Below are 23,592 nucleotides of genomic sequence, written 5' to 3'. Positions count from 1 at the left end.
AGTCTGCCTTGCCGATTCTCAGGTGATAACTCCACGTTTCAGATTTCGCGCTAAACTCGGGCGATTTCTCGGCCGTTTCCGGCCTCGACGCCGCATGGTACGACACCGGACTGTTAGTGTCGGGGCTCACGAGCGCAGCGGGGGTGCCGCGTGCTCGCCGGAACGACCCTGTTCTACGACGAGGAGTGTTTGCATGGCACTGAGTGCCGGAACCAGAAGGACGGTTGCCTGCCTGCTCGTGGGTCTCGGCGCGCTGCTGATCGTTGCCGCGCTGCTGATCCCGACCTACACCGTCGGCAAACTGGCGAAGACTCCTCTCGATCTCGAGATCACCACGATCGCGACCAACCAGCCGGGCGAGGAAAGCTTGGTGCTCGACTCCAAGTCGCTCACCTCGCCGGACAGCGCCGCGAAGATCGACACGAACGTTCCGCTGGTGTCCCAGCGGTTCCTCACCGTCGAGGAGCCCTCCGATGCCACCGAGATGACGGTCCAGGCGGGTCAGACGCTGCGTCGGATCGACAAGCAGGGCGACACCGGCCTGTTAACCGCGACCATCGACCGCGTCACCATCGACCGCAAGACCGGTGAGCCCGTCGACAAGGACCCCAACGGCTCCATCGCCGTCAATGTGAACAAGGACATGCAGCCGGTCGCCGACCCCGTCCAGCACACCGGCCTGCAGTACCGGTTCCCCATCGGCACCGAGCAGAAGTCCTACCCGTACTTCGATCTCAACGCGCGCAAGACCTTCGACATCAACTTCGTCGAAGAGACCGAGATCAACAACCTGAAGGTCTACCACTTCAAGCAGTCCATTCCGGCGACCGACCTGAACAACGTGGTCAAGACGCCGACCAACAAGCTGACCTTCCCCGCCGCCAAGTGGGGCGTGCCCGGCGAAGGCGACATCACCATGTCGCGCTGGTACACCAACACCCGCGAAGTGTGGGTCGAGCCGCAGACCGGCACCGTGATCAAGGGCGGTGAGCAGCTGCACCTGTTCTACGCGCGCAGCGGCGAGAAGCCCGAGGTCACCGCGCTCAAGTCGCACATCGTTTTCGACGAGAACACCATCGAGTCGCAGATCTCGGTCGCCAAGGAGAACATCGACAAGCTGTCGCTGTACGGGCGGACCATGCCGATCGTCTTCGGTGTCATCGGTGTGATCGCGCTGATCGTCGGTGCGATCCTCGGAGTGCGCGGCAGCGGATCGACTCCGGCTCCCGCCGGCGGTGCGCTGAGCCAGAAGTCCGGTGGACGGCGGCCCGACAATGATCCGCCGACCGAGCAGATCAGGATCACCAAGTAATACACAGCGAAATTCGGCCCCCGGTTCCTGACCGGGGGCCGAATTCGTTTCCGGCCCTTATTGTTCGGCGAGCGGGTAGGCGACAGGATGCTGCGGTTGGTAGAGCAGCATCGTCCCGGCGCCCGGCACCCGCATATCGATGCACAGTCCGAATCCGCGATCGACGATCTCGCTCGCGAATTCCGCACCGCGCTCCGCCAATTCGGCCACCGTCTGTTCGACGTCGTCGCACATCAGCGAAATCTCGTGGCTCGGTGTGTCTTCCGCCGGATGCACGCCGAGTTCGCTCGGCCCGGTGGCGAAGATGAGCCAGCCGCCGCGTGCGTCGACATGCGGCCACTCCAGCACGTCGCGGAAGAACTCCCGAGCGGCCTGCGCGTCCGTCGCGTAGACGAGTGTGTGCACAGCTGTGATCATGCGCGTGAGCGTAGGCCGCTGGGCCGCACGATGTGGCGAAGTCGGGTCAGTGCACTGAGGTCCGGGGTTGGTCGCGATCGGCAGTGCGCAGGACGATGACCGCCACCAGCAACGTGGTGACGGCGGCGACCGACGCGGCCGTGGTGATGAGCGCCGGGATCGAGCGCGCGAACGAAACCATCAGTGTCACTTCGACGGCGAGGCCGAGCCAGGTCAGCGTGGCGAGTGCGGTGCGGTCGACCGCGATGGCCGACAGCATCACGCCTTGCAAGACAGCGAGAATGGCGCCGTGCAACGCGAACAGCCAGAGCAGGCCTTGGATCGGGGCGTAGTCCTGGCCCGCGAACAGCGGCGCGAGCGGCGCGGCGAGGGCGGCGCCGAGCACCGCCGCGCAGCCGATACCCGACAGCACGGCCAGCGCCGACCGAATCGCGTGCGCCGAATGTGTCGGCTGCGCCATCCGCGGATACAGCACGACGCCGACCGCCTGCGGCAGCCAGAACGCGATCTTCGTCGCGATGGTGCCGAGCGCGTACCGGCTGGCGTCCGCGTCGTCGAGCACCATCCGGACCACGATCAGATCCGCAGAAGACAACGCCATCAGCGCCGCCTGCACCTGCGCGGCCCGCAGCACCGGCAGCACGCCGATGGCCTGCACCGCGTCGCCCTCATCCGCGCGAGCGCGTACCCGGGGCGATCCGGCGACGAACCTGGCGAACACCGCCGCCACCGCGATGCCTGCTGCCGCCGCCCACAGGGCGAGCGCGGCGCCACCGCCTACGGCGAGCACCACCAGCGCGGGCACGACCCGGAAAATACCCGCCGCACCTAGCACAACGGCCAACGCCCGAAACCGCCTGCCGCCCTGGAGAACTCCCTGCTCCCCGGACAACAGCACCAGGGCAGGCGCCGCACCGAGCGCGGCCGCGCAGGCAGCAACCCCCACGTTCAACGCCGCGGTCACCACCGGCACCAAGACCGCGACCACGACGGCAACGATCACCGCACACCGCCACTGCAACCCCCGCAGCGCCGCCGCACCTGCGCCGCGAACCAACTCTCTGGCCACCACGTTCTGCAAGGCCAACGCAGGCACCGCGCACAAGAGCTGCACCGCGAGCAGACTCGCGAACTCGCTGTATCCGGAGACCCCGAGCCACCGCCCAGCCAGCAGCTGCAACAGATACCCCGCCACATTGGCGGTCATCGCCCCCGCCGTCACCAACGTCAGATCCGCCACCACAGGAAACCGACGGACCGCAGACACGCCAGCCATCGTCCCACCTCAACCCCGTCACCCTGGTCTCGCCCCACCTCAGTGCCCAAGTCCTCGTGCCGAGACCCGCAGTTTTCGGACCGGATCCGCAGCACGTCCGACGCATCCAACCCGCCAACGGTGCGCGAGTGGGGTCGAGAGCGATGCGGAACGTAGGGTGCACAAGCGTGACTGCGAGCGGCTGGGGACAACGCGGCCGGTGGGCTTGGCCTGCCGGGTACAGCGCGGTGCTTGCGCTGGTCATTGTCGGGCCGCTGCTCGGGCCGGGGTATTTGCTGTTGCGGGATGCGGTGAGTACGCCTCGGTCGTATTTGACGGATTCCGCGCTCGGGCTCGGGGATGCGGCGCCACGGGCGGTTCCGCAGGATGCGTTGCTGGCGGTGTTGTCGCCGGTGGTCGATGGTGGGGTGATCGTCAAGGCGATCCTGGTGTTCGCGCTGTGGGCTGCCGGGTATGGGGCTGCGGTCCTCGCGCGGGAGTTGTTGGGAGCGCCTGTTGCTGGGCAGCTGGTTGCGTGCACGGTGGCGGTGTGGAATCCGTATGTGGCCGAGCGCCTGTTGCAGGGGCATTGGAGTTTGCTCGCTGGATATGCGGCACTGCCCTGGGTTGCCTTGGCCGCGTGGCGGATTCGTTTAGCGGCGGACCGTGGTGACGGATGGCGCGAGACCGCTGGCACGTGGGCGGGTTTGGCGGGATCCTTTGCCGCAGCGGGACTCACGCCGACCGGTGCGCTGCTCGCGGGCGTCACCACACTCACATTGCTGGGGTGGCGCCGGTTCGCCGGCGCGACGGCGCTTCTCGTCGCCGCATCCGCGCCGTGGTTGACCGCCACCGCGCTGTCCGGCGCGGGCAGCGAACCGTCCGACCCGGCGGGCATTGCCGCGTTCGCCGCCCGGGCCGAACCCTGGCTCGGCACCTTGGGCAGTCTGGCCGGGCTCGGCGGCATCTGGAACGGCGACGCGGTACCCGATTCCCGCACAACCCTTCTCGCGGTACTGGGGACAGCACTGCTGCTCGTCATCGTTGCCTCCGGCCTACGCACTGTCCTCACCGCCGCGGATCGAGACACCACTGCGGATCGAGACACCGCCGAGGATCGGGATACCAGCGGGGCGACTGCATCACCGACGGATTCTCGGCGCGTCCGCCGCACCCTCGTCGCGCTAGGAGCGCTCGCCATCCTGCTGCCTGCACTCGGCGCGACGCCGTGGGGCATGCATGTGCTGGAGTGGCTCGTCGCGCACGTGCCCGGTGCAGGCCTGCTGCGCGATACCCAGAAGTACGTCGCGCTGGCGATGCCCGCCTACGCCCTGTGCGCCGCCGCAGGCGGTATGGCCCTGGCTCGGCGATTCTCGATCGCCGGTGCGGGCCGACCAGCGAATGAATCGCATACGGAAACCTCTGCGCACCATGGGGACTTCACGCGCCCGGCAGCCTCCGCGTCGCGTTGGTTCGCCATGATTTTCATAGCCGCACTCGTACTGCCGCTCCTTGATCTCGCTTGGGGGGTCGGCGGAGCGGTCCGCGCCGCGCACTACCCCGCCGGATGGGAACAGGTCGCCGAAAAGATAGACGGGCCAGGCGATATCGCCGTGTTGCCTGGCGGGATGTTCCGAAAATTCCGGTACAGCGGAACCGCCCCCGTCCTCGATCCTGCTCCACGGATGTTGCCCAACGATGTGCTGCAGACCGGCGAGCTACCAGTGCGCGGACGGACCGTCACCGGCGAAGGCAAGCGCGCCCAAAAAGTGGAAAACCTTTTGCTGCACGGTGGTTCAGCCCAGGAACTGGCGCGGAACGGCGTCGGCTGGGTACTGGTCGAGCACGGCACTCCCGGCCCGCTCGGCGAGTCCAAAACGACGATCGCACAACTGGATCCCGCGTACTCGGACGCCGATCTCACCCTGTACCGCGTGCCGGGTCCGATCGATCAACACAGTGCGTCGTCAACACATCGCCGTTCATCCATCGTCGCCCACGCACTGTGGGCGGTGCTACTCATCGGCGGAGCAGTCACCGCAACAGTGATGCGCCGCAAAGCCATCGCGACACGAACCTGACAACTCCGGGTCGTTCTCACCACCGATACAACCCGTCGGTCGAACTCAGTCCGCGGGACGAGGCGCGATCAACCCTGACGTGTGCTCACCACGCGCCACCGCCGCCAACACCTCATACACACCGTTTCCGGTTTGCTCCCAAGAGAATTCGCGCGCACGCGACCGCGCCTTCTCCCCCATCACGGTGCGGGCGGCACGGTCGTCGAGCAGTTCACCGACCGCATCGGCGAGGTGCGCGGCATCGTCGACCAACATTCCGGTGACACCGTCGACGATGGAGTCCGTGAGCCCTCGGGAACTGCGGTAGCCGATGGTCGGCACACCGTGCTGCGCGGCTTCGATGACCGCGAGCCCCCACCCTTCCTTGCGGGAGGGCAGCACATGCACCCAAGCACGGGACAGCAGTTCGTGTTTGCGGCGCTCGTCGACGTGACCGTGGAAGGTGACCGCGTCGGCGATGGCGAGCTCGCTGGCGTCGGCCTTCAGGTTGTCGGCCCACCAGCCGTCGCCGATTACATCGAGGTGCAGTCCAGGGATGCGGGTGCGTAGTCGTGCCACGACCGCGAGCGCGTCCTCGATCTGCTTGTGCGGCACCAGGCGCGAGAGCACCACGATGCGTGGGTTCTCGGTGCGCGTTTCGGCGGCGCCGGTCGGCGCGTCCACTGGAACCGGTTCGGCGCCGTTGCGCACCACCGCGATCCGCGTCTGCGCCACACCGAGCGTGGTGAGTTCTTCGGCCGAGGGCAGCGAGACGGTCAAGTATTGGTGACGCCGATGCACCCGCGGCGACAGCCGCGACTCGATCCACCAGCCGATCCGGCCGACCAACCGGCCTGCCACCGGCCACTGCTCCCGGTGCCCGTGATGCACGAGCACGACCGACGGCGCGGCAGTCGCGGCGGTGGCGAAGAACGGGATGCCGTTCTGGGTGTCGATCACCGCATCGGGTCGCACGCCGCGCAGCGGCCCGAGGCCGAGCCTGCCGAGCGCGATCGCCGCCAGTGCCCTCGGGTACACGGAGTAGCGGCCGCCCGCCCTGCTGATGTCGATGCCGTCGATGCGTTCCCGTTTCGGCGCTCCCGGGTAGCGGGCGGTGCGCAGGGTGACCTTGACCCCGCGCGCGGCGAGCTGTGCGCCGACCTGTTCGAGGTATCGTTCGCTGCCGCCGCCCTGCGGGTGCCCGGTGTCACGCCAGCACAGCAGGAGGACTTCGCGCACGGTCGAGCTTCTCTCGGTCAGGTGGTCCCGGTCGGGACGTCGGATATCGGGCTACACCCTAACCCGAGCACCCGCCGACGAGTCGATCACCGACCTCGATCACGCGCACATGATCGGCAAATTCGCGCACTACCGAACGCCGGGCAGCCGCCTCGATCGCCGCAGTACCTGCCGCGAACGACCGGCGCCTGGTCGAGTGCGGTTTGCAAGGTCACCGGTGGTTTGTGCGAGACTCGGCGCCGTGCTCAAAGAAACGCCCTCCGGCACTGCACCACGGTTCGCGCGTCGGGCGACGCTGCGCCGGTCGCTGCGGTTGCTCGGCAGTTTCCGGTTCGAGCAGTCCGATCCCGCCGTGTTCTACGGCGGCCTCGCGGCCGACAGCGCCGCGATGATCGGCGACTTCTACACCGACGTGACCGGAAGGGACCTGGCGGGAGCGACCATCCTCGACGTCGGCGGTGGCCCCGGCTACTTCGCCGACGAGTTCGTGCGCACGGGCGCGCGGTACATCCCGGTGGAACCGGATCCGTCGGAGATGCACGCGGCAGGCCTGTCGGTGGCCGGCGCGGTGCGCGGCTCGGGCATGGCCTTGCCGTTCCGCGACAACGCGGTGGATATCTGCTTCTCCTCGAATGTTGCCGAGCACGTGGCGGAGCCGTGGCAGATGGCCGACGAAATGGTGCGGGTGACGCGGCCGGGCGGGCTCATCGTGCTGTCCTACACCGTGTGGTTGGGACCGTTCGGCGGGCACGAGACCGGCCCGTGGCACTACCTCGGCGGCGAGTACGCCGCGCGCCGGTATCGCCGCAAGCTCGGCAAGGAACCGAAGAATCGATTCGGCGAATCGCTGTTCGCGGTGCGCGCGGCGGATGGATTGCGTTGGGCGGCAGGCACTTCCGCCGATGTTCGGTCGGTCTTCCCGCGCTACCACCCACGCTGGGCCTGGTGGTTGGTCCGAATCCCGCTGGTGCGCGAGCTATTGGTGAGTAACCTCGTCGTGGTGGCGACCAAGAATTAGCAGGCTAGTGCTCTAGCCAGCCGCGTCGCCAGGAGCGCCTACCGCAGTTCTCGTGCAGCGGCCTGTTCCACGGTGATTCCTGAATGGCTAGCCCCACGGTCTCCAGCGTGGTGAGCCCCACGAGGTCGGCTAAAGCCCCGACCACGGCGACGGCCTCGGCAGCCTGCATGGCTGCAGTAGCTTGCTCGATGGTGAGTGTGCGACCGGGCAGGAAGGACACAACCCACCCGCCTGCGCCAACACTCTTCGCTTGGTGTTCGGTCTGATCGCTGGTCATCAGCGACCGATCGACTACTTGCACCGCCATAACTCGGTCTCCCCAATTGCGGTATCGGTTCAGAAATCGAGCGAGCTGATCAGTAGCTAAAGCATCCTCCTTCCAGCAACAGAACGCAATAGTGCGTTCTCCGAAAAGCGAACCGACAGGTTGGGATCCGTCCTGCTCAGCGGGATGGTCCGACCGCAGAACTAGAACAGGTTGCAGACAACGGAGGCACAAAACTGTAACGTGTTCTCATGCATTACGACAGCTTGTTCATCGGCGGCCGCTGGACCGCGCCAGCCACCGCCGAGCGCGTTCAGGTCATCTCGCCGGTCACGGTCGAGCCGGTGGGCAGCGTCCCCGCAGTGGACCGCGCCGACGTCGACGCCGCGGTCGCCGCGGCCAGGCACGCCTTCGACCACGGACCGTGGCCGTCCACCCCGCCGGAGGAGCGGGCCCAGGTGCTCACCCGCGCCGCGCGACTGATCGAGGAGCGCTCCGCCACGCTGCTCGCCGCGCTCACCGCGGAGATGGGCGCCCCACCGATGATCGCGATGACGCTCAACCAGATTCCGGCGGTCGCCGCGCTCGACGCGTGCGCCGGGCTCGCGAAGTCGTTCCCCTGGCAGGAAACTCGCACCGGACTGTTCGGCACCGCCCGGGTCAGCAGGGAGCCGCGCGGTGTCGTCGCCGCCGTAATCGCTTGGAACGTCCCGCTTTTCCTGGCGGCCAACAAGCTCGCCCCGGCATTGCTGGCAGGCTGCACCGTGGTGCTCAAGCCTGCACCGCTGACGCCGATCACCGCGAACCTGCTCGCCGACATCTTCACCGAAGCCGGTCTGCCCGAAGGCGTCCTGTCGGTGCTGCCCGCCGACCCCGAGATCGCCGAGTACCTGATCGCACACCCCGGCGTCGACAAGGTCACCTTCACCGGCAGCACCGCGGTCGGCCGCAAAATCGGCGCCATCGCCACCGGACAACTGAAGAGCGTCTCGCTCGAACTCGGCGGCAAGTCCGCGGCAATCCTGTTGCCGGACATGGACATCGCGGCAAGCATCCCGGTGCTCGCGTTCTCCGGCCTGATGAACAGCGGCCAGGGCTGCGTCGCGCAGACCCGAATCCTCGCGCCGCGCAGCCGATACGACGAGATCCTCGACGCACTGGTCGCGCACGTGCGGACGATGCAGGTCGGCGACCCCGCCGACCCGAGTGTGCAACTGGGCCCGTTGATTTCGGAACGCCAGCGCGACCGGGTCGAGGGCTATATCGCCAAGGGCAAGGAAGACGGGGCCCGCCTGGTACTCGGCGGCGGCCGCCCCGATGGTCTCGACCGCGGCTGGTTCGTCGAGCCGACCATCTTCGCGGACGTGGACAACAAGTCGACCATCGCCCAGGAGGAGATCTTCGGCCCGGTGCTCTCGGTCATCCCCTACGACACCGAGGACGAGGCGGTGGCCATCGCCAACGACTCGGTCTACGGCCTGGCCGGGTCGGTGTGGACCGCGGACGTCGAGCACGGCGCCGAGATCGCGGCGCGGGTGCGGACCGGGACCTATGCCATCAACTGGTACGCCTTCGATCCCAGCTCACCGTTCGGCGGCTACAAGAACTCCGGGCTCGGCCGGGAGAACGGGCCGGAGGGGCTCGACTCGTTCTGCGAGCAGAAGTCGCTGCTCATGCCGATGGGCTGGACCGGGTGATCACTCTGTCGGCATGACAACGCGCAGCGCTGGCTCGCTCTCCTTGCCGGTCAGGGTCGGCGCGTCGACGATCTCGACGCGCCAGCCCGGGGGCAGGACGGCCTGCAGGCGCCCGGCGGCCCGGCGTAGCGGCGTGCTTGCGGTCGCCAGCTCGAAGCCGGCCACCAACGGCGCGATAGACGCGCCGGTCTCCAGATCGGTCATGCTTCCAACCACCTCTCGCGCGTCGATCTCCTCGTGCGCCGCGGGTGCCGCGGGACGCGATGTCGATAGGGAAGTAGTTCAGTCGATCAGTTAACGGTTAGCAATCGGACTGGCAGGTCATGAGACCAAGAACACGGCCCTAGCATAGGCCACTGGTGTACAAACCTCGCACACCGGGCAACTAGGCAATGCCGCGCCTCGACAAACCTTGGGTGCTCGCAAGTCGTGTCCGTCGACTTCTCCCCATAGCACCACACGTCCGGTCCACCGCGATGAGAAACACGCACAACCCGGTCGGATGTTCCAGCATCGTGACCGGACGCCATGCGTATACGCCAGGGCGAACGCTTCGTGGCCGCTTGGCCGGAATCCGTGGCATGGTGGCACTTTTCCCACTCCCCGGCGCCGCCGCAAGCGCACTTAACTTGCTGGCGAAGGTGATTGCCCGAAATCCGGATCAACGAGAGGTGAGCATTGTGCGCGCGTCAACAGAGATCGATTGGGAATGGGCTGTTCGAACAGACGGATTGCTGTCGGATGCACAGCGCCGCAAGCTTTCACTCGACATGGAGCGGGTGGTGACCGGATTGGTTGCTGGTCGGCCGCGGACCGCAGGCGCTCAGCGCGGCACCGGCCGGCTCGACTTCGCCGATCTGCGGCTACCCGACTCGTCGCTCGCGCGCGCCGCGGAAACCGAGGCGCGCGAACAACTCTCGAGCCACGTGCTCGGTCACTCCTACCGCACGTACTTCTTCGGCCGCGTCCTCGCCGACCTCGCAGGCGTCCGCTACGACGACGAACTCTGCTACGTCTCCTGCCTGCTGCACGATCTACAGCTCGAACATCCAACGCCCGGCCGCTGCTTCGCCGTGGCAGGCGCGCATCGTGCCATCGAATTCGTGACCTCGGCAGGCGCCACCCCTGAGGTGGCCCAAGCGATCGGCGCGGCCATCGCCGCGCACATCACCCCCGGCACCGACGCCGACCTCGGCAACGCCGGCGGCTTCATCGCCGCGGGCGCCTCCGCGGACGTCGCGGGCGCCCGCCTGTCCAAATTCGACCCCGCCTGGGTAGCGGAACTCCTGGAACGGCACCCGCGCCACGAATTCAAGCGCCACATGATCGCCGCCCTCACCGCGGAGGCCGCCGCGGTGCCGCACGGCCGAACCAGCTGGCTGATCGGCAGAGGCGCACTTCCGAAGATCGAAGCCTCGCCCTTCGCCGAATAATATTGCCCCACAAATGAAACCGCCCGCACCATGAGATAAATGGTGCGGGCGGTTCGCTGTTCGCGTCGATCAGCCGAGGCGTTCCTTCAGTGCCTCGAATTCGTCGCGGACGCCCGAAGGCAGCTTGTCGCCGACGAATTCGAACCATTCCTCGATGAGCGGGATTTCCTTGCGCCATTCCGCGGCGTCGACCTTGAGCGCCTCGTCGACATCGTCGGGGTCGACCTTCAGGCCCTCCAGGTCGAGCTGAGCGGCGACGGGGACATTGCCGATCGCGGTGGCCTCGGCCTCGGCCGTGCCCTCGACCCGGCCGACGATCCACTCCAGCACCCTGGAGTTCTCACCGAAGCCTGGCCACAGGAAGCGGCCGTCGTCCCCACGCCGGAACCAGTTGACGTAGAAGATCTTCGGCAGCTTGGTCGCGTCCGCGTTCTTGCCGAGGTTGATCCAGTGGTTCAGGTAGTCACCGACGTGGTAGCCCATGAACGGGATCATCGCCATCGGGTCGCGGCGCACGGTGCCGACCTTGCCCTCGGCCGCCGCGGTCTGCTCGGACGACAGCGTCGCGCCCATGAAAACGCCGTGCTGCCAGTCGAACGACTCGGTGACCAGCGGAACCGTCGTCTTGCGGCGACCGCCGAACAGGATCGCCGAGATCGGCACACCCTGCGGGTCGTCCCACTCCGGCGCCAGGATCGGGCACTGCGACATCGGCGTGCAGTAGCGCGAATTCGGGTGGGCGGCAAGCGTTTCGGTCTCCCGCAGGAACCAGTCGTTGCCCTTCCAGTCGATCAGGTGATCGGGCTCGCCCTCCAGGCCCTCCCACCACACGTCGTTGTTGTCGGTCAACGCGACGTTGGTGTAGACGGTGTTGCCCGCCTCCATGGTGGCCATGGCATTCGGGTTGGAGCTGCGGTTGGTGCCCGGCGCGACGCCGAAGAAGCCGTACTCCGGGTTCACCGCGTACAGCTGGCCGTCCTTGCCGAAACGCATCCACGCGATGTCGTCGCCGAGGGTCTCGGCGCGCCACCCGGGCACGGTCGGCTGGATCATCGCCAGGTTGGTCTTGCCGCAGGCGCTCGGGAACGCCGCGGCGATGTAGTAGGCCTTGTTCTCCGGCGAGATGAGCTTGAGGATCAGCATGTGCTCGGCCAGCCAGCCCTCGTCGTGGGCCATCGCCGAGGCGATACGCAGCGAGTAGCACTTCTTGCCGAGCAGCGCGTTGCCGCCGTAGCCGGAGCCGTAGCTCCAGATCTCGCGGTCCTCAGGGAAGTGAGTGATGTACTTGGTGTCGTTGCACGGCCACGGCACATCGGCCTGGCCGTCGGCCAGCGGCGCGCCGACGGAGTGCAGCGCCTTCACGAACGGCTTGTCGGTGCCGAGCTTCTCCAGCGCCGCGCTGCCCATGCGGGTCATCACCCGCATCGAAACGACCACGTACTCGGAGTCGGTGATCTCGACGCCCAGCTTGGGGTCCTCGGCACCGAGCGGGCCCATGCAGAACGGCACCACGTACATGGTGCGGCCCTTCATCGAGCCGCGGTACAGCTCGGTCATGGTCGCGCGCATCTCGGCGGGGTCGACCCAGTTGTTGGTCGGTCCGGCGTCGGATTCGCTCTTGGAACAGATGTAGGTGCGCGACTCCACCCTGGCCACGTCGGAGGGGTCGGAGAGCGCGAGGAAGGAATTCGGCTTCCGCTTCTCGTCGAGGCGCTTGAAGGTGCCTGCCTCGACGAGCTGGGCGGTCAGGCGGTCCCATTCGTCGTCGGAACCATCCGCCCAGACCACTCGCTCCGGCTGAGTGAGTTCGGCGACTTCCTGTACCCAGGCGAGTAGTTCGCTGTGCTCGGTCGGCTGTTTGCCGTCGGATCCACGAAGACCAGGAATGGTCGCTGAGGTCATGAAAACTCTCCTGAGATGGGCGGTCCCTACAATGCTTCGCCCGCTGGGCTGACCGTTTCGAGCGACCTGCGAGCAGTCGCTACGCTGCGGCCCTTGACCAGCGCGAACGCACCTAGTGCCACCATTGGCGGGAGGGCACCCGCTACGACCAATCGAAAGCGCGCCCCGGCTGGACGGCGGACGAGGACTTAGCGGACGCCCTGGTTCCTGTTTAGAGGTTAACGCGCTGTGACGGCCCCTACGGAATCGGGTTCGTCACTTTGTACCCATTCTTAAGACTTAGTCAAACGAGGAGATCCATCGATCGAGGATCGCGATATCGCGTTCACACGCGGCAAGTTGTCCGGGTTGTTCGGCAACCGTGCGCCGTAAACGGGCCTCGACTTCCGCGACTCGACGATCAGTGTCCACCATCCGCGTCGCGCTCACCCGGACGACCCGGTCGGCCAGCGCGGTTTCGGTTTCCACCAGTGCCGTCGCGACCCGCTGCTCGAGCTGGGCCTTTACGTTGACCAGCGCGTCGGAGACCCATTGACGCATGTGTGCGCGCTCGGCGAGCTGGCCGCGCGCCCGCACCACCCAGGCCGCTGCGCCGCCGCCGAGCAGCAGGGTCACCGGCACGCTCGCGAAATCCAAGGCGGGCACCAGCGAAAGGGGCGAAACGAGCAACCTGCCGAGGCCGACACCCGCCGACGCGCCGAGCACGATCATGAGGTGATCTTCGACACCACGGTGGCGCGGGTCGGGGTCGGGCCCGACCCGCGGCGCCGGGTCGCGGCGGCGCGGCGGGCTGGGTGCTGTCTGCTCGTCGGCGCCGTCGATCTGCGCCGACAGTTCGGCGAGCCTGCGGTCGATGGCGAGGTCGACCGCGCCGGTCAATTCGGTGACGGCCTGCTGCAGGCGCTCGGGATAGGCGCCGAGCGCAGCACGGCCGAGCCGGTCGAGGTCGCCGCGGGTCACCGTGTGCAGCGCCCTGATTCGCGCGCCGACCTCGGTCATCAGGTCGACGCGCGCCAGATGCAATTGCCCGCGCAGCGTGGACATGGCTGTGGCGCGGCCGCCGTCGCGGCCTGCGAGCAGCACCGCGCGTTCCTCGCGCAGCCTGGCCGGTTCGCCGCCGGAGCGCAGCGTCGCCACCTGTTCGACGACCCGCTGCCTGGTATCGGACAGCACCCGCGCGGTCACGGCCGCGATCCGGTCACCGCCGTCGGCTTCGGCGCCTGCGGCCGTCGCGGCCAGCGCCGCGTGCAGCGCGCCCAACCCGGATCGGTCCATCAGTCCGGCATCGCCCGCGGTGCGCGCGGCCGCCGCGAGTCTGGCCGAGACGGGCACGATGTCGAGGTCGTTCATCTCTTGTGCGGCAAGCAAGTCCAGGTCGCGGGTCTGCACCGAGCGCCAATCCTGATGCGCGTGAATGCCGTTCATCGCGAGCAGGATGCGGGTGCCGTCCGCGCGCAGCCGGTGGATGACGCGCAAGGTGTCGGCGCCGATCGTGGTTCCGGCATCGAGCAGGACCAGCGCGACCGCCGCCGGTGCGGTCCCGGACGGCGAGGTCGTCTCCACCGCGGCGTTCGCGTCGGCCACCGGATCGGACAGATCTATCCGGGGCTCGAACCGCGCCAGCTCGGTCCGCAACAGGGTGGTTGCGGCGTCGGCGGGCCCGATCAGCATGACCGTGCCCGCGGCGCCGCTGCCGCGCACCGCGCGCAACAGCGCCGTGCCCTGCGGATTCCAGCGCGCCACCACGGCTTCCACCTCGGCCGATGGGCCTGCGGCCAGGTCGGGCGGCGTTGCCGTGTCGCCGGGCAAGCTGAGCGAGCGGTCCCCGCCGGCGACCGGTCCGGTGCCCTGCGCGGAACCGTGCATCGGCTCGGTGTCCGCGTGCGCTCGCCGCTCGGCGTCGAGTGTCGGGTCGAGCGGGGGTTCAGAGACCGGCACTGCTCATCCGTTCCCATAGTCGGATGTAACCGTCATGGACGCGTTGGGCCGCACGGCGGGCCACGGGAGGCATATCGCTGGAAACTACTGCACGCCAACGGTCCGCGCGGGCCATTGCGTCATCGGCGTCGGCGGGTGCCGGGGCCCGATACCCCGCGGCCAGGTGGGCGACGCTGGGATGGGCGAGCCCGGCGCACAGGCCGAGCCACCGCGCGTGATCACCGAAAAGGTAGGCCTCCAAGATATCTCGGGCATGGCTGCCGTCCGCCGGCACCGCCCGGGCGGCCAATCTGGCCAGCTCGTCGAGAAGTTCGCCGCCGCGCAGCGCCGAGACCTGCTCGTAGCGGCGATGCAGCAGCTGGTGCACCGCGTCGATTGCGCTTGCGCCGTGCAGGATTTGCAGCAGTGTCTGCGGCGCGAGCATGAGGTCGTGGTCGAGTGCGGCCAGCGCGCAGGCGACGCCGTAGAGATCCCAGCGTTGCAGCAGCTGCTCGCGGTCGGCGAGATCAGGGCCAGGCGCGACGAAGAGGTCCGGTGAAAGCATCAGCGACGCATCGGCATTCGGGTCGATTCTGCGCAGGGCAGCCAGGTCGTCGTCGGTCATCGCACCCGACTTGGTGCGCACGGCCAGCGAGGCGACCACCGGAAGCACCGGCATGCCGAGCTCTCGTCCGTACTGCTCGGCGGCGGCGACCGCGTCGGCCCAGCGCCCGCCGATCGCGTCGGCCTTGTTCAACACGACGACCGTGCGCTCCGGAGCCAGCGTGGCAAGCACCCGCCGATCCGCGGGCGATGGCGCGGTGGACAGCACATAGACGACGATGTCGGCGTCGAGCACCGGATCGGGCGCGTCCGGTTCGTCGACCGGATCGGTCTCGACGGCGGACATGAGCGCGAGTGCGTGCAGCACCGATGTCCGGCCCGCGTGCGCGCGGCCGGTGACCTGGATGCGTGGCGGCTTGCGCCAGGCAGTGACGGCGGCGATCGCTGCGTAGCCGATCTGTGTGTCCTGCCCGGTACCGAACCGCAGATCGGCGAGGAGCTGGTCGAGCTGGTCCTGTTCGCGCGCTGGTACGCCGCGTTCGCGCAACGGTCCGTCGGTCTCCGTGCCTGTCGGCATGGGCTGCACCCCCTTTACGGTGCGCAATTCTTGCAGAAGTCGTGGATAACCGGTCAGCTGCCGCTGAAGTACTTGTTGACGGTACGCACCGCCCAGTTCGGCGCGTACTTGGCGGCGGTCGCCAACACCTTGGCCTGGGCGCCGATCTCGTAGTGCACCCTCGGCAGTCGTCCGCGCTTGCGGGTGGCCGCCCAGATGCCCGACGCGACGTCCTCTGCGGTGAGCCGCACACCGAGCGACTTCGTCGTTCCGGTTTCGACCCCGTCCACCATCGCGGTGTCCACGAACAACGGCCAGATCGCGATCACCCGGATATCGTGCCGCTCCCATTCGAGATCCAGTGCCTCCGTGAGGCTTTTGACGGCGGCCTTGCTCGCGCCGTAGCTCGCGAGTTCGGCCTGGCCGTAGATCGCCGAGGCAGAGCAGAGATTCACCACTTGGGCGCCGGGAGTGTCACGGAGATAAGGAAAGGCGGTGTGCGTTCCCGTGAGCACACCGCCGATATTGACGTCGAGGATGGCCTGGTGCGTGGCCAGCGCCAAGGTCTCGAACGAACCGGCGCGCAGGATTCCCGCGTTGTTGATCAGGATGTCCAGCCGTCCGGCGTCCGCGTGGAACTCGGCAAGCCGCTCAGCCCACTGGGTGTCGTTCGTCACATCGAGTACCGCGGTGTGCACACTGCCGCCCTTGCCGGTGATGTCGGCCGCGAGCCTGGTCAGCCCGACCTCATCGATGTCGACGGCGCCGACGTGATACCCCTGCGCAGCGAAAAGCAGTGCCGTCGCCCGGCCGATCCCGGCTGCCGCGCCGGTGATGAACACTGTCGGTCTGCGCATACCGCGGAGTCTAGTGCTGGAAAACCCCCTTATCCCCGTCTTCCCAGACCCGCCGCCGGTCATTTACCCTGCTTGGCAGTGGTCGGCGCCAGTGCCAGTGCGCAACTTCGCTTTTCGAACGCGGCAACGACCTCATACCGACGGGTTCCGACGGAACCCGATGAGGAGGTTGCCATGACGGCCGACGCCATCGGTGGTGTCGAATCGGAGCCCGCCCTAGCGGCGGACCGAAAACCGCTGCTACCGAGCACCGACCCGTTCCTCCGGCCGCCGAAGGGTTATGCGGCACAACCACCAGGCACGGTGCTGCGCACCCGGCAGATCGAACTCGCTCTGTTCGGTGTTGTGCCCCAGCAGGTCTCGGCCTGGCAGCTGCTCTATCGCAGCAGTGATATGCACGGCACACCCGAGGTCGCGATCACCACGGTGCTGTTGCCCCTCGACGCCGATCCTCGGGAGGACCGGCCGCTGTTGGCCTTTCAGACCGCGATGGACGCGGTCGCCGAGCGGTGTTCTCCTTCTTACGCATTGCGCTACGGCGCCCGCGCGCTCGGCTCGGTCACCCAGTTCGAATGGCTGCTCGTCGCGAACGCGCTGCGCCGCGGCTGGGCCGTCACCATCGCCGATCACGAGGGTCCGCGCGGAAACTTCGGCGCCCCACGCGAACCCGGCTATCGCGCCCTCGACGGCATCCGTGCGGCCCTGCGGTTCACGCCGCTCGGCCTGCGCCAGGACACTCGAATCGCGGTGTGGGGCTATTCCGGTGGTGGCATGGCCAGTGCATGGACGGTCGAGATGGCGCCGAGCTACGCACCGGAGCTCGATATCGTCGGCGCGGTGCTCGGCGCACCGGTCGGCGATCCGGGCCAGGTGTTCGCCCGGTTGAACGGCGGCAAGTACGCGGGCCTGCCCGCCATCGTGATCGCGGCCCTGCGCAGGCTGTATCCCGCGCTCGGCGCGGTGCTGCAGAACGAACTCACCCTCGACGGCCACCGGTTCGTCGCCCGTGCGGAGAGCTCGACGCCCTTCGGCGCCATCTTCGGCCTGGCCAACAAGCGCATGGACGACTACCTGAGCCGCCCGCTCGACGAGGTGATCGCCACCCCGGAGTTCCAGGCGATGTTCGACGATCTGCGCCTTGGCAATTCGACGCCGACCTGCCCGCTGCTGGTGCTGCAGCCGGTGCACGACCAGGTCATCCACATGGACGGCGTCGACGGTCAGGTCGACCGCTATCGCCGCGGCGGTGCGCTGGTCACCTACGTCCGTGACCGGCTGAGCGAGCACTTCTCGCTGCTGCCGCTCTCCACCCCGCTCAGCCTGGAATGGCTGGCGGACCGGCTGGCCGGGCAACCGGTTGGCGATGGCGGGGACACCACCGTGTGGTCGGTGGCCGCGTCACCGACGGGCGCACGTGGCCTGCTGGAAATGGTGGTGACCGCAGCCAAGGTCGCACTCGGCCGCCCGCTGCGGCAGCAGAGCGAACCGGTGGCAAGGATCGCCACCGCACGCGCCGCCTGACCTCCCGCTGGGCGGTAAGCACACAGTCGATTGCCGCATCACTCCTCCGATGCTGGACAATGGACGCCGTGAACGACGCCGCGAACAATACTGCCGAGTCAGTTCCGGGCCCGCCGTCCACAGGATCGGCCCCGGCTGAGCAAAGCAACCCCATTGGCTCCGCCGCCGACCGTGCTCCTGCGCGCAGGCAACGGAACAGCACCGGCTCCCGCCTGTACCCACGCGTGACCAGTTTCCGGTCCCGCCGTGGCGCGCTGACCCCGACCCAACAGCAATCGTGGGACCGCATGTGGCCGACGATCGGCCGCGACGTCGCCGACGAACCGCTGGACGCCGCCGCCTGGTTCGGCCGCGAGGCGCCACTCGTCATCGAAATCGGTTGCGGCACGGGCACAGCGACGGCCGCGATGGCACAGGCCGAACCGCACCTGAACCTGATCGGCATCGAGGTGTACCAGCCCGGGCTCGCGCAACTGGTGCAGCGCATCGAACGTGAACAGATCGACAACATCCGCCTGCTGCGCGGCGACGCCGTCGACGTGCTCGAAAACATGATTGCTGAAGAGTCGCTGACTGGCGTCCGAGTCTTCTTTCCCGACCCGTGGCCGAAGGCGCGACACCACAAGCGCCGACTCCTGCAGCCCACGACATTCGCGTTGATCGCCAATCGACTCAGACCGGGCGGCGTGTTGCATGTCGCAACCGACCACGCGGACTACGCAGAACACATTGCCGCGGTCGGCGCGGAAGAACCCCTGCTCAAAGGCATGAATGAGGGCACGGGAGGGGTCAGCGCGGAGCATCGAGACACCGCGCCGATCGGCTTCGAAAGGCCGGTCACGAAATTCGAAGGCAAGGCACATCGTGCCGGTAGCGCCATCACAGAGCTCATATGGGGGAAGATCAAAATATGAGTGTCAGTGAGATGGCCCACGAGGTGGTCGATGTTGCCGGGGAGGTGCAGGGAACCGGATCGGAAGGTCTGGGTGGCGTAACGCCGGACGTGCGCCGGGTCCTGCTGGTGTGGGACGCCCCGAACCTCGACATGGGCCTCGGGGCCATCCTCGGTGGGCGGCCGACCGCCGCTTATCGTCCGCGGTTCGACGCGCTCGGCCGCTGGTTATTGGCGCGCACCGCCGAACTGTCCGTCGGCACCGTGCACCGGGTAGAACCTGAAGCCACCGTCTTCACCAACATCGCGCCGGGCACCGCGGATGTGGTGCGGCCGTGGGTAGAAGCATTGCGCAACGTCGGGTACGCGGTCTTCGCCAAGCCGAAGATCGACGAGGACTCCGACGTCGACGCCGACATGTTGGCGCACATCGAACTGCGCAGCCGGGGCGCCGGGCTGGCCGGCATCATGGTCGCCTCGGCCGACGGCCAGGCATTCCGTGAACCGCTCGAAGAACTCGCCGCCGCCGGAATCCCCGTTCAGGTGCTCGGCTTCCGCGAGCATGCGAGTTGGGCCGTCACATCCGATACTCTCGAGTTCATCGATCTCGAGGACATCCCGGGCGTGTTCCGTGAACCGCTGCCCAGGGTGAGCCTCGACTCGCTGCCCGACGAGGGCGCTTGGCTGCAGCCGTTCCGGCCGCTGTCGGCGCTGCTCACCTCTCGCCCCGCGCAAGGAGTCGCTTAAAGTGTTCACACGCTGGGGCGATCTGGTCTTCCGGCTGCGCTTTGCCGTCATCGGCATCGTGGCAGCCGCTCTTTTGGCGCTGGGCGGATACGGCCTCGGCTTGGGAGACCACCTCAGCTCCAGCGGATGGGACGATCCGACCTCGGAGTCCTCGCGGGGCGCGAAGATCGCCGACGCCTCGTTCGGACGCGACCACAGCAGCGACGTGATCGTGCTGTACACCGCGCCGGAGGGCAAGACGATCGATGACCCGGCTTTCAAGGAGAAGGTCCTCGAAAGCCTGAATCGCCTGCCCGAGCAGTACCCGGAGATCAGCAAGATCAACGGCGCGTACTGGCCGACCAAGACCGGGCAGTCCTCGCCGATCGTGTTCGGCTCCAAGGACAAGAAATACACCTTCGCGTCGATCGCCATCAAGGGCGACAACGACACGGAAATGCTGAACAACTTCCGGAAAGTGAAGGGTGTCTTCGGCATTCCGGGCGTTGACGTTCAGGTCGCAGGCCTGCAGGCGGTCGCGGGCACGCTGAACGACACCATGGCCGAAGACCAGCACCGGATGGAGATCCTCGCCATCCCCGCCGTTGCGGTGTTGCTGTTCTTCATCTTCGGTGGTCTGGTCGCCGCGGGCCTGCCGCTGATCGTCGGCGGTCTCACCGTGATCGGCGCACAGGGCATCGTGCTGTTCATCACCAGATTCACCGAGGTGAACTCGTTCGTCGCGCCCGTAGTCTCGATGATCGGCCTCGGATTGGCCATCGACTACGGGCTTTTCATAGTCAGCCGGTTCCGTGAGGAACTCGCCGAGGGCTACAGCACGCCCGCCGCGGTGCGCCGCTCGGTGATGACCGCTGGCCGCACCGTCGTGTTCTCCGCGACCATGATCATCGCCAGCCTCGGCGGCATGCTGCTGTTCCCGCAGGGCTTCCTCAAGTCGATCGCCTACGGCTCCATCGCGACGGTCTCGCTCGCCGCACTGACCTCCATCACGATCCTGCCCGCCATCCTCGGCGTGCTCGGGCCGAAGGTGGACATGCTCGGCTTCAAGAAGTTCCGCAAGACCCAGACCGCCGAGCAGGTGGAAAACGGCTTCTGGGGCAACATCACCCGCTGGGTGATGCGGCACCCGCTCAAGATCGCCATCCCGATCTGCATCGGCCTGCTGCTGCTCATCATCCCGGTGAAGAACCTCGCCTTCGGCGGCATCAACGAGCGATACCTGCCGCCGGACAACTCGACTCGCCTGGCGCAGGCCAAATTCGACTCCATCTTCCCGCTGCGCAAGTCCGACCCCATCCAGCTGGTGTTCGTCGCGGAGAACAGCAACGACGTCGGCAAGGTGTGGAAAGAGGCCAACAACGCGCCGGGCCTCGCCGGCAGCTTCGAGGTGCCGTCGCGATCGACCAACGATCAAACCGTCTTCAGAACGAGTGCGACACTGGCGGATTCGGAAGACGCCGACCCGACCATCGACTATCTGCGCTCGATCGACATACCCGACGGCGTCACCATGTACGTCGGCGGACAGCCCGTCATCCAGAAAGACAGCATCGACGCGCTGCTCGACCGGATGCCGTGGATGATCGCGCTGGTGCTGTTCGTCACCACGCTGCTGATGTTCCTGACATTCGGCTCGCTGGTGCTACCGATCAAGGCCGCGCTGATGAGCGCGCTCGGGCTCGGGTCAACGCTCGGCATCCTCACGTGGATCTTCGTCGACGGGCATGCCGCACAGACGTTGAACTTCACCCCGCAGCCGATCATGTCGCCGGTGCTGGTGCTGATCATCGCCGTCATCTACGGCCTGTCGACCGACTACGAGGTATTCCTGTTGTCGCGCATGGTCGAAGCGCGCACCCAGGGTGCGTCGACCACCGAGGCCGTTCGGATCGGCACCGCGCAGACCGGGCGCATCATCACCGCCGCCGCGCTCATCCTGCTCGTCGTCACCGGCGCGTTCGCGTTCTCCGACCTGGTGATGATGCAGTACCTCGCGTACGGCATGATCGCCGCGCTGTTCATCGACGCCACCATCCTGCGCATGCTGCTGGTGCCCGCCACCATGAAGCTGCTCGGCGACGACTGCTGGTGGGCGCCCGCCTGGATGAAGAAGATCCAGGAGAAGATCGGCCTCGGCGAGCCCATCCTCGACGACGAACGCCCCGGCGGCGGCGAACTCGTCGACCTGGTCAAGACCACCCCGATCACCGATCCGGTCACCATGCAGATCCCCGCGATCGCCGACGCCAACCGACCACGCAAGCCGCGTCGTCCGCGCACCGTCGAGGAAATCGAAGCCGAAGCGCCGACCAGGCACCTCAACAAAGTGCCGAAGGCCCCCAAAGCGCCGACCACCCCGGCGCCGGCCCCGCTCGACCCGACCCGCCAACGGCCAACGCCCCCTTCGAGTTTCGTGTCGGACCCGGCCATGCAGCGGCCGTCGTTCCCGGCGACCCCGCACGACCCGACCGGTCCCCGGCCAACACCCACGGAAACGCCTGCGCAACGGCCGTTCTCGGCAATCCCGCACGACCCCACCGGACCACGGCCAACGCCGACGGAATCGCCCGCGCAGCGCCCATTCTCGGCAACACCGCACGATCCCGCCGGGCCACGGCCAACGCCCACAGAACCGCCTGCGCAGCGCCCGTTCTCGGCAACACCGCACGACTCCACCGGGCCACGGCCAACGCCGACGGAATCGCCCGCGCAGCGCCCGTTCTCGGCAACACCGCACGATCCCACCGGACCGCGGCCGACCCCGCCCGCGCATGCCGACGCGTCGTCGGGCGTCCCCTTCGAGGCGTTCGCCGAGCCGCCCGCAACGGCGTTCGAGCCGCCCGCGGGAGCCTTCGAACCGCCAGCGGCACGGCCTTTCGAGCCCCCCGCCGCACGGCCCTTCGAACCGATCGCAGGTGGCTTCCCACCGCGCCCCTTCGAGCCGACCGCAGGAAGCTTCGAGCCGCCCGCCGCCGCTCCCAGCGAGCCGCGCACACCTCAACCCACCCCTCCGGCAGTCGCTTTCGACCCAACCAGACGCCCCGAGGCCAAGTTCGAGCCGACCCAACCCACGCCGTCCGTGGCTCCCTTCGGCGTCGCCGACCCGACCCCGGCACCGACCTACACCGAATTCACCCCGCCGGACCAGGCCCCCGCCGACCAGCCCGCCCACCACGCCGCACCGGACCCGTCGCCTGCCGATTCCACCGACGACGGCGAGGGCGAGCCGAACCGCAACAGCATCGAAAACTGGATGGCCGAACTCCGCTCCTCCCGCCGCGCAGGCAAGCCCGAGGAGGGACGCCACAGCGGCGGCGACGGCCGCACCGTCAGCGTCAACGAGCTCCTCCGCCGCCGCGACCGCGAGTAAGTTCGCTCGACGCACGAGGCCCCGGCCCACTGCCCGGTGAGACTCGTCTACACCGTCTCGAACAGCCCTCGCATCGAGACCGTGCAATGATCCCCCGATGGGGACTTACAAGAACACCATGCTGGTTCTCGGCGTCCTCGCCGCCGTAGCCATCGGCCTACTCGCCGCAAACTGGAGCTCGACCCGCGCCGTTGTCTACGCCGTAGTCTGGTCCTTCGCCGCGCTGTTCCTCATCGCCCGCGACTTCTACGCCACGCGCCGACACCCCAAGCCCACCGACACCCCGGCCCCCGAGCAACACCCATGAACGGCCCCACCAAACCATGGGCCACCCCCGCAATCTGCACGCAGTGCCCACACCCCATCGCAGACCACACAATCTGGGAACCCGACCAAACCTGCGACGGCTGGATGCACTGCCGAGCCCCCGACTGCACCCAATGCTGGCACGCCTGGCCCCGACTCCTCTAAGAGAAGCCACTCCCTCACGAGTGGACCTGGTGTCGGCAGCGACAAATTCCCGCCGTCAGGTCCCACTCGATGAGCCACCACTCCACGAGTGGTACATGG

General features: G+C 67.7%; 19 protein-coding genes. 10 read left to right on the top strand and 9 right to left on the bottom strand.

Annotated elements, in window-relative coordinates; translation table 11 throughout:
* Nucleotides 1-193 precede the first annotated feature (193 nt).
* Entirely contained in the window at nt 194-1,312 is a 1,119-nt protein-coding gene (pgfA, locus tag NA11_RS17505) for a cell envelope lipid trafficking protein PgfA (protein ID WP_069162984.1), read from the top strand.
* 57 nt (nt 1,313-1,369) lie between these two features.
* Here the strand turns inward: pgfA and NA11_RS17500 are convergent, their stop codons facing one another.
* Together NA11_RS17500 and NA11_RS17495 are read right to left on the bottom strand one after the other, a co-directional pair.
* Nucleotides 1,370-1,729: a VOC family protein gene (locus tag NA11_RS17500; RefSeq protein ID WP_069162983.1), complete on the bottom strand. Its 360-nt coding sequence runs from the start codon at nt 1,727-1,729 to the stop codon at nt 1,370-1,372.
* A gap of 46 nt (nt 1,730-1,775) precedes the next feature.
* A complete protein-coding gene (locus NA11_RS17495) occupies nt 1,776-3,005 on the bottom strand; it encodes a polysaccharide biosynthesis protein (protein WP_069162982.1) in 1,230 nt (409 codons plus the stop codon).
* Nucleotides 3,006-3,172: 167 nt separating this feature from the next.
* Here NA11_RS17495 and NA11_RS17490 point away from each other — a divergent pair, with 167 nt between their 5' ends.
* On the top strand, nt 3,173-5,065 hold the full coding sequence (locus NA11_RS17490) for an MmpA family trehalose lipid delivery protein (protein ID WP_069162981.1): 1,893 nt from the start codon (nt 3,173-3,175) through the stop codon (nt 5,063-5,065).
* A gap of 45 nt (nt 5,066-5,110) precedes the next feature.
* Here NA11_RS17490 and NA11_RS17485 read toward each other — a convergent pair whose 3' ends face one another.
* On the bottom strand, nt 5,111-6,283 hold the full coding sequence (locus tag NA11_RS17485) for a glycosyltransferase family 4 protein (RefSeq protein ID WP_069162980.1): 1,173 nt from the start codon (nt 6,281-6,283) through the stop codon (nt 5,111-5,113).
* Nucleotides 6,284-6,524: 241 nt separating this feature from the next.
* Here NA11_RS17485 and NA11_RS17480 point away from each other — a divergent pair, with 241 nt between their 5' ends.
* Complete coding sequence (locus NA11_RS17480) at nt 6,525-7,301, top strand: class I SAM-dependent methyltransferase (protein WP_069163071.1); 777 nt, start codon at nt 6,525-6,527, stop codon at nt 7,299-7,301.
* Nucleotides 7,302-7,305: 4 nt separating this feature from the next.
* Here NA11_RS17480 and NA11_RS17475 read toward each other — a convergent pair whose 3' ends face one another.
* Nucleotides 7,306-7,608, bottom strand: a complete 303-nt coding sequence (locus NA11_RS17475; RefSeq protein ID WP_069162979.1) for a hypothetical protein — start codon at nt 7,606-7,608, stop codon at nt 7,306-7,308.
* Between the two features lie 209 nt (nt 7,609-7,817).
* Here NA11_RS17475 and NA11_RS17470 point away from each other — a divergent pair, with 209 nt between their 5' ends.
* Complete coding sequence (locus NA11_RS17470; protein ID WP_069162978.1) at nt 7,818-9,263, top strand: aldehyde dehydrogenase; 1,446 nt, start codon at nt 7,818-7,820, stop codon at nt 9,261-9,263.
* Here the strand turns inward: NA11_RS17470 and NA11_RS17465 are convergent, their stop codons facing one another.
* The gene (locus NA11_RS17465; protein ID WP_069162977.1) at nt 9,264-9,467 is read right to left on the bottom strand and encodes a hypothetical protein; all 204 of its coding nucleotides are present in this window, start codon (nt 9,465-9,467) and stop codon (nt 9,264-9,266) included.
* A gap of 476 nt (nt 9,468-9,943) precedes the next feature.
* Between NA11_RS17465 and NA11_RS17460 the strand changes: the two genes are divergently transcribed.
* Nucleotides 9,944-10,696 (top strand): HD domain-containing protein, encoded by a 753-nt coding sequence (locus NA11_RS17460; protein WP_439957078.1) that lies wholly within the window; start codon nt 9,944-9,946, stop codon nt 10,694-10,696.
* 69 nt (nt 10,697-10,765) lie between these two features.
* Here NA11_RS17460 and NA11_RS17455 read toward each other — a convergent pair whose 3' ends face one another.
* The 4 genes from NA11_RS17455 to NA11_RS17440 all read right to left on the bottom strand — a co-directional run bounded on the left by NA11_RS17455 (nt 10,766) and on the right by NA11_RS17440 (nt 16,492).
* On the bottom strand, nt 10,766-12,598 hold the full coding sequence (locus NA11_RS17455) for a phosphoenolpyruvate carboxykinase (GTP) (protein WP_069162976.1): 1,833 nt from the start codon (nt 12,596-12,598) through the stop codon (nt 10,766-10,768).
* Between the two features lie 279 nt (nt 12,599-12,877).
* Nucleotides 12,878-14,536: a hypothetical protein gene (locus tag NA11_RS17450; RefSeq protein ID WP_245745925.1), complete on the bottom strand. Its 1,659-nt coding sequence runs from the start codon at nt 14,534-14,536 to the stop codon at nt 12,878-12,880.
* Nucleotides 14,523-15,656 (bottom strand): hypothetical protein, encoded by a 1,134-nt coding sequence (locus tag NA11_RS17445; protein WP_069162975.1) that lies wholly within the window; start codon nt 15,654-15,656, stop codon nt 14,523-14,525. Before NA11_RS17445 ends, NA11_RS17450 begins: the two co-directional genes overlap by 14 nt.
* Before the next feature lie 53 nt (nt 15,657-15,709).
* Entirely contained in the window at nt 15,710-16,492 is a 783-nt protein-coding gene (locus NA11_RS17440; RefSeq protein WP_069162974.1) for an SDR family oxidoreductase, read from the bottom strand.
* 174 nt (nt 16,493-16,666) lie between these two features.
* On the opposite strand from NA11_RS17440, the gene NA11_RS17435 reads away from it, so the two are divergent.
* The 5 genes from NA11_RS17435 (at nt 16,667) to NA11_RS17415 (ending at nt 23,329) form a co-directional block, all read left to right on the top strand.
* Entirely contained in the window at nt 16,667-18,013 is a 1,347-nt protein-coding gene (locus NA11_RS17435; protein ID WP_069162973.1) for a lipase family protein, read from the top strand.
* Nucleotides 18,014-18,072: 59 nt separating this feature from the next.
* Nucleotides 18,073-18,927 carry a tRNA (guanosine(46)-N7)-methyltransferase TrmB gene (gene trmB, locus NA11_RS17430; RefSeq protein ID WP_141717658.1) on the top strand — a complete coding sequence of 285 codons (855 nt, stop codon included), beginning with the start codon at nt 18,073-18,075 and terminating at the stop codon, nt 18,925-18,927.
* Nucleotides 18,924-19,652: an NYN domain-containing protein gene (locus NA11_RS17425; protein WP_069162972.1), complete on the top strand. Its 729-nt coding sequence runs from the start codon at nt 18,924-18,926 to the stop codon at nt 19,650-19,652. Before trmB ends, NA11_RS17425 begins: the two co-directional genes overlap by 4 nt.
* Nucleotide 19,653: 1 nt before the next feature.
* Nucleotides 19,654-23,022 carry an MMPL family transporter gene (locus NA11_RS17420; RefSeq protein ID WP_069162971.1) on the top strand — a complete coding sequence of 1,123 codons (3,369 nt, stop codon included), beginning with the start codon at nt 19,654-19,656 and terminating at the stop codon, nt 23,020-23,022.
* A gap of 97 nt (nt 23,023-23,119) precedes the next feature.
* Nucleotides 23,120-23,329, top strand: coding sequence for a hypothetical protein (locus NA11_RS17415; RefSeq protein ID WP_069162970.1), 210 nt, complete (start codon nt 23,120-23,122; stop codon nt 23,327-23,329).
* The last annotated feature ends 263 nt before the right edge of the window (nt 23,330-23,592 follow it).

The sequence above is a fragment of the Nocardia altamirensis NBRC 108246 genome, assembly GCF_001612685.1.
GTDB classification, from domain to species: domain Bacteria; phylum Actinomycetota; class Actinomycetes; order Mycobacteriales; family Mycobacteriaceae; genus Nocardia; species Nocardia altamirensis.
This window is presented reverse-complemented; position numbering and strand designations above follow the sequence as displayed.

Excerpts from the sequence above, each read along its gene's own strand:
- NA11_RS17415 (WP_069162970.1), top strand. The coding sequence starts at position 23,120 with ATGGGGACTTACAAGAACACCATGCTGGTTCTCGGCGTCCTCGCCGCC.
- trmB (WP_141717658.1), top strand. The coding sequence starts at position 18,073 with ATGGACGCCGTGAACGACGCCGCGAACAATACTGCCGAGTCAGTTCCG.
- NA11_RS17495 (WP_069162982.1), bottom strand. The coding sequence starts at position 3,005 with ATGGCTGGCGTGTCTGCGGTCCGTCGGTTTCCTGTGGTGGCGGATCTG.
- NA11_RS17435 (WP_069162973.1), top strand. The coding sequence starts at position 16,667 with ATGACGGCCGACGCCATCGGTGGTGTCGAATCGGAGCCCGCCCTAGCG.
- pgfA (WP_069162984.1), top strand. The coding sequence starts at position 194 with ATGGCACTGAGTGCCGGAACCAGAAGGACGGTTGCCTGCCTGCTCGTG.
- NA11_RS17465 (WP_069162977.1), bottom strand. The coding sequence starts at position 9,467 with ATGACCGATCTGGAGACCGGCGCGTCTATCGCGCCGTTGGTGGCCGGC.
- NA11_RS17455 (WP_069162976.1), bottom strand. The coding sequence starts at position 12,598 with ATGACCTCAGCGACCATTCCTGGTCTTCGTGGATCCGACGGCAAACAG.
- NA11_RS17500 (WP_069162983.1), bottom strand. The coding sequence starts at position 1,729 with ATGATCACAGCTGTGCACACACTCGTCTACGCGACGGACGCGCAGGCC.
- NA11_RS17475 (WP_069162979.1), bottom strand. The coding sequence starts at position 7,608 with ATGGCGGTGCAAGTAGTCGATCGGTCGCTGATGACCAGCGATCAGACC.
- NA11_RS17445 (WP_069162975.1), bottom strand. The coding sequence starts at position 15,656 with ATGCCGACAGGCACGGAGACCGACGGACCGTTGCGCGAACGCGGCGTA.
- NA11_RS17470 (WP_069162978.1), top strand. The coding sequence starts at position 7,818 with ATGCATTACGACAGCTTGTTCATCGGCGGCCGCTGGACCGCGCCAGCC.
- NA11_RS17425 (WP_069162972.1), top strand. The coding sequence starts at position 18,924 with ATGAGTGTCAGTGAGATGGCCCACGAGGTGGTCGATGTTGCCGGGGAG.
- NA11_RS17440 (WP_069162974.1), bottom strand. The coding sequence starts at position 16,492 with ATGCGCAGACCGACAGTGTTCATCACCGGCGCGGCAGCCGGGATCGGC.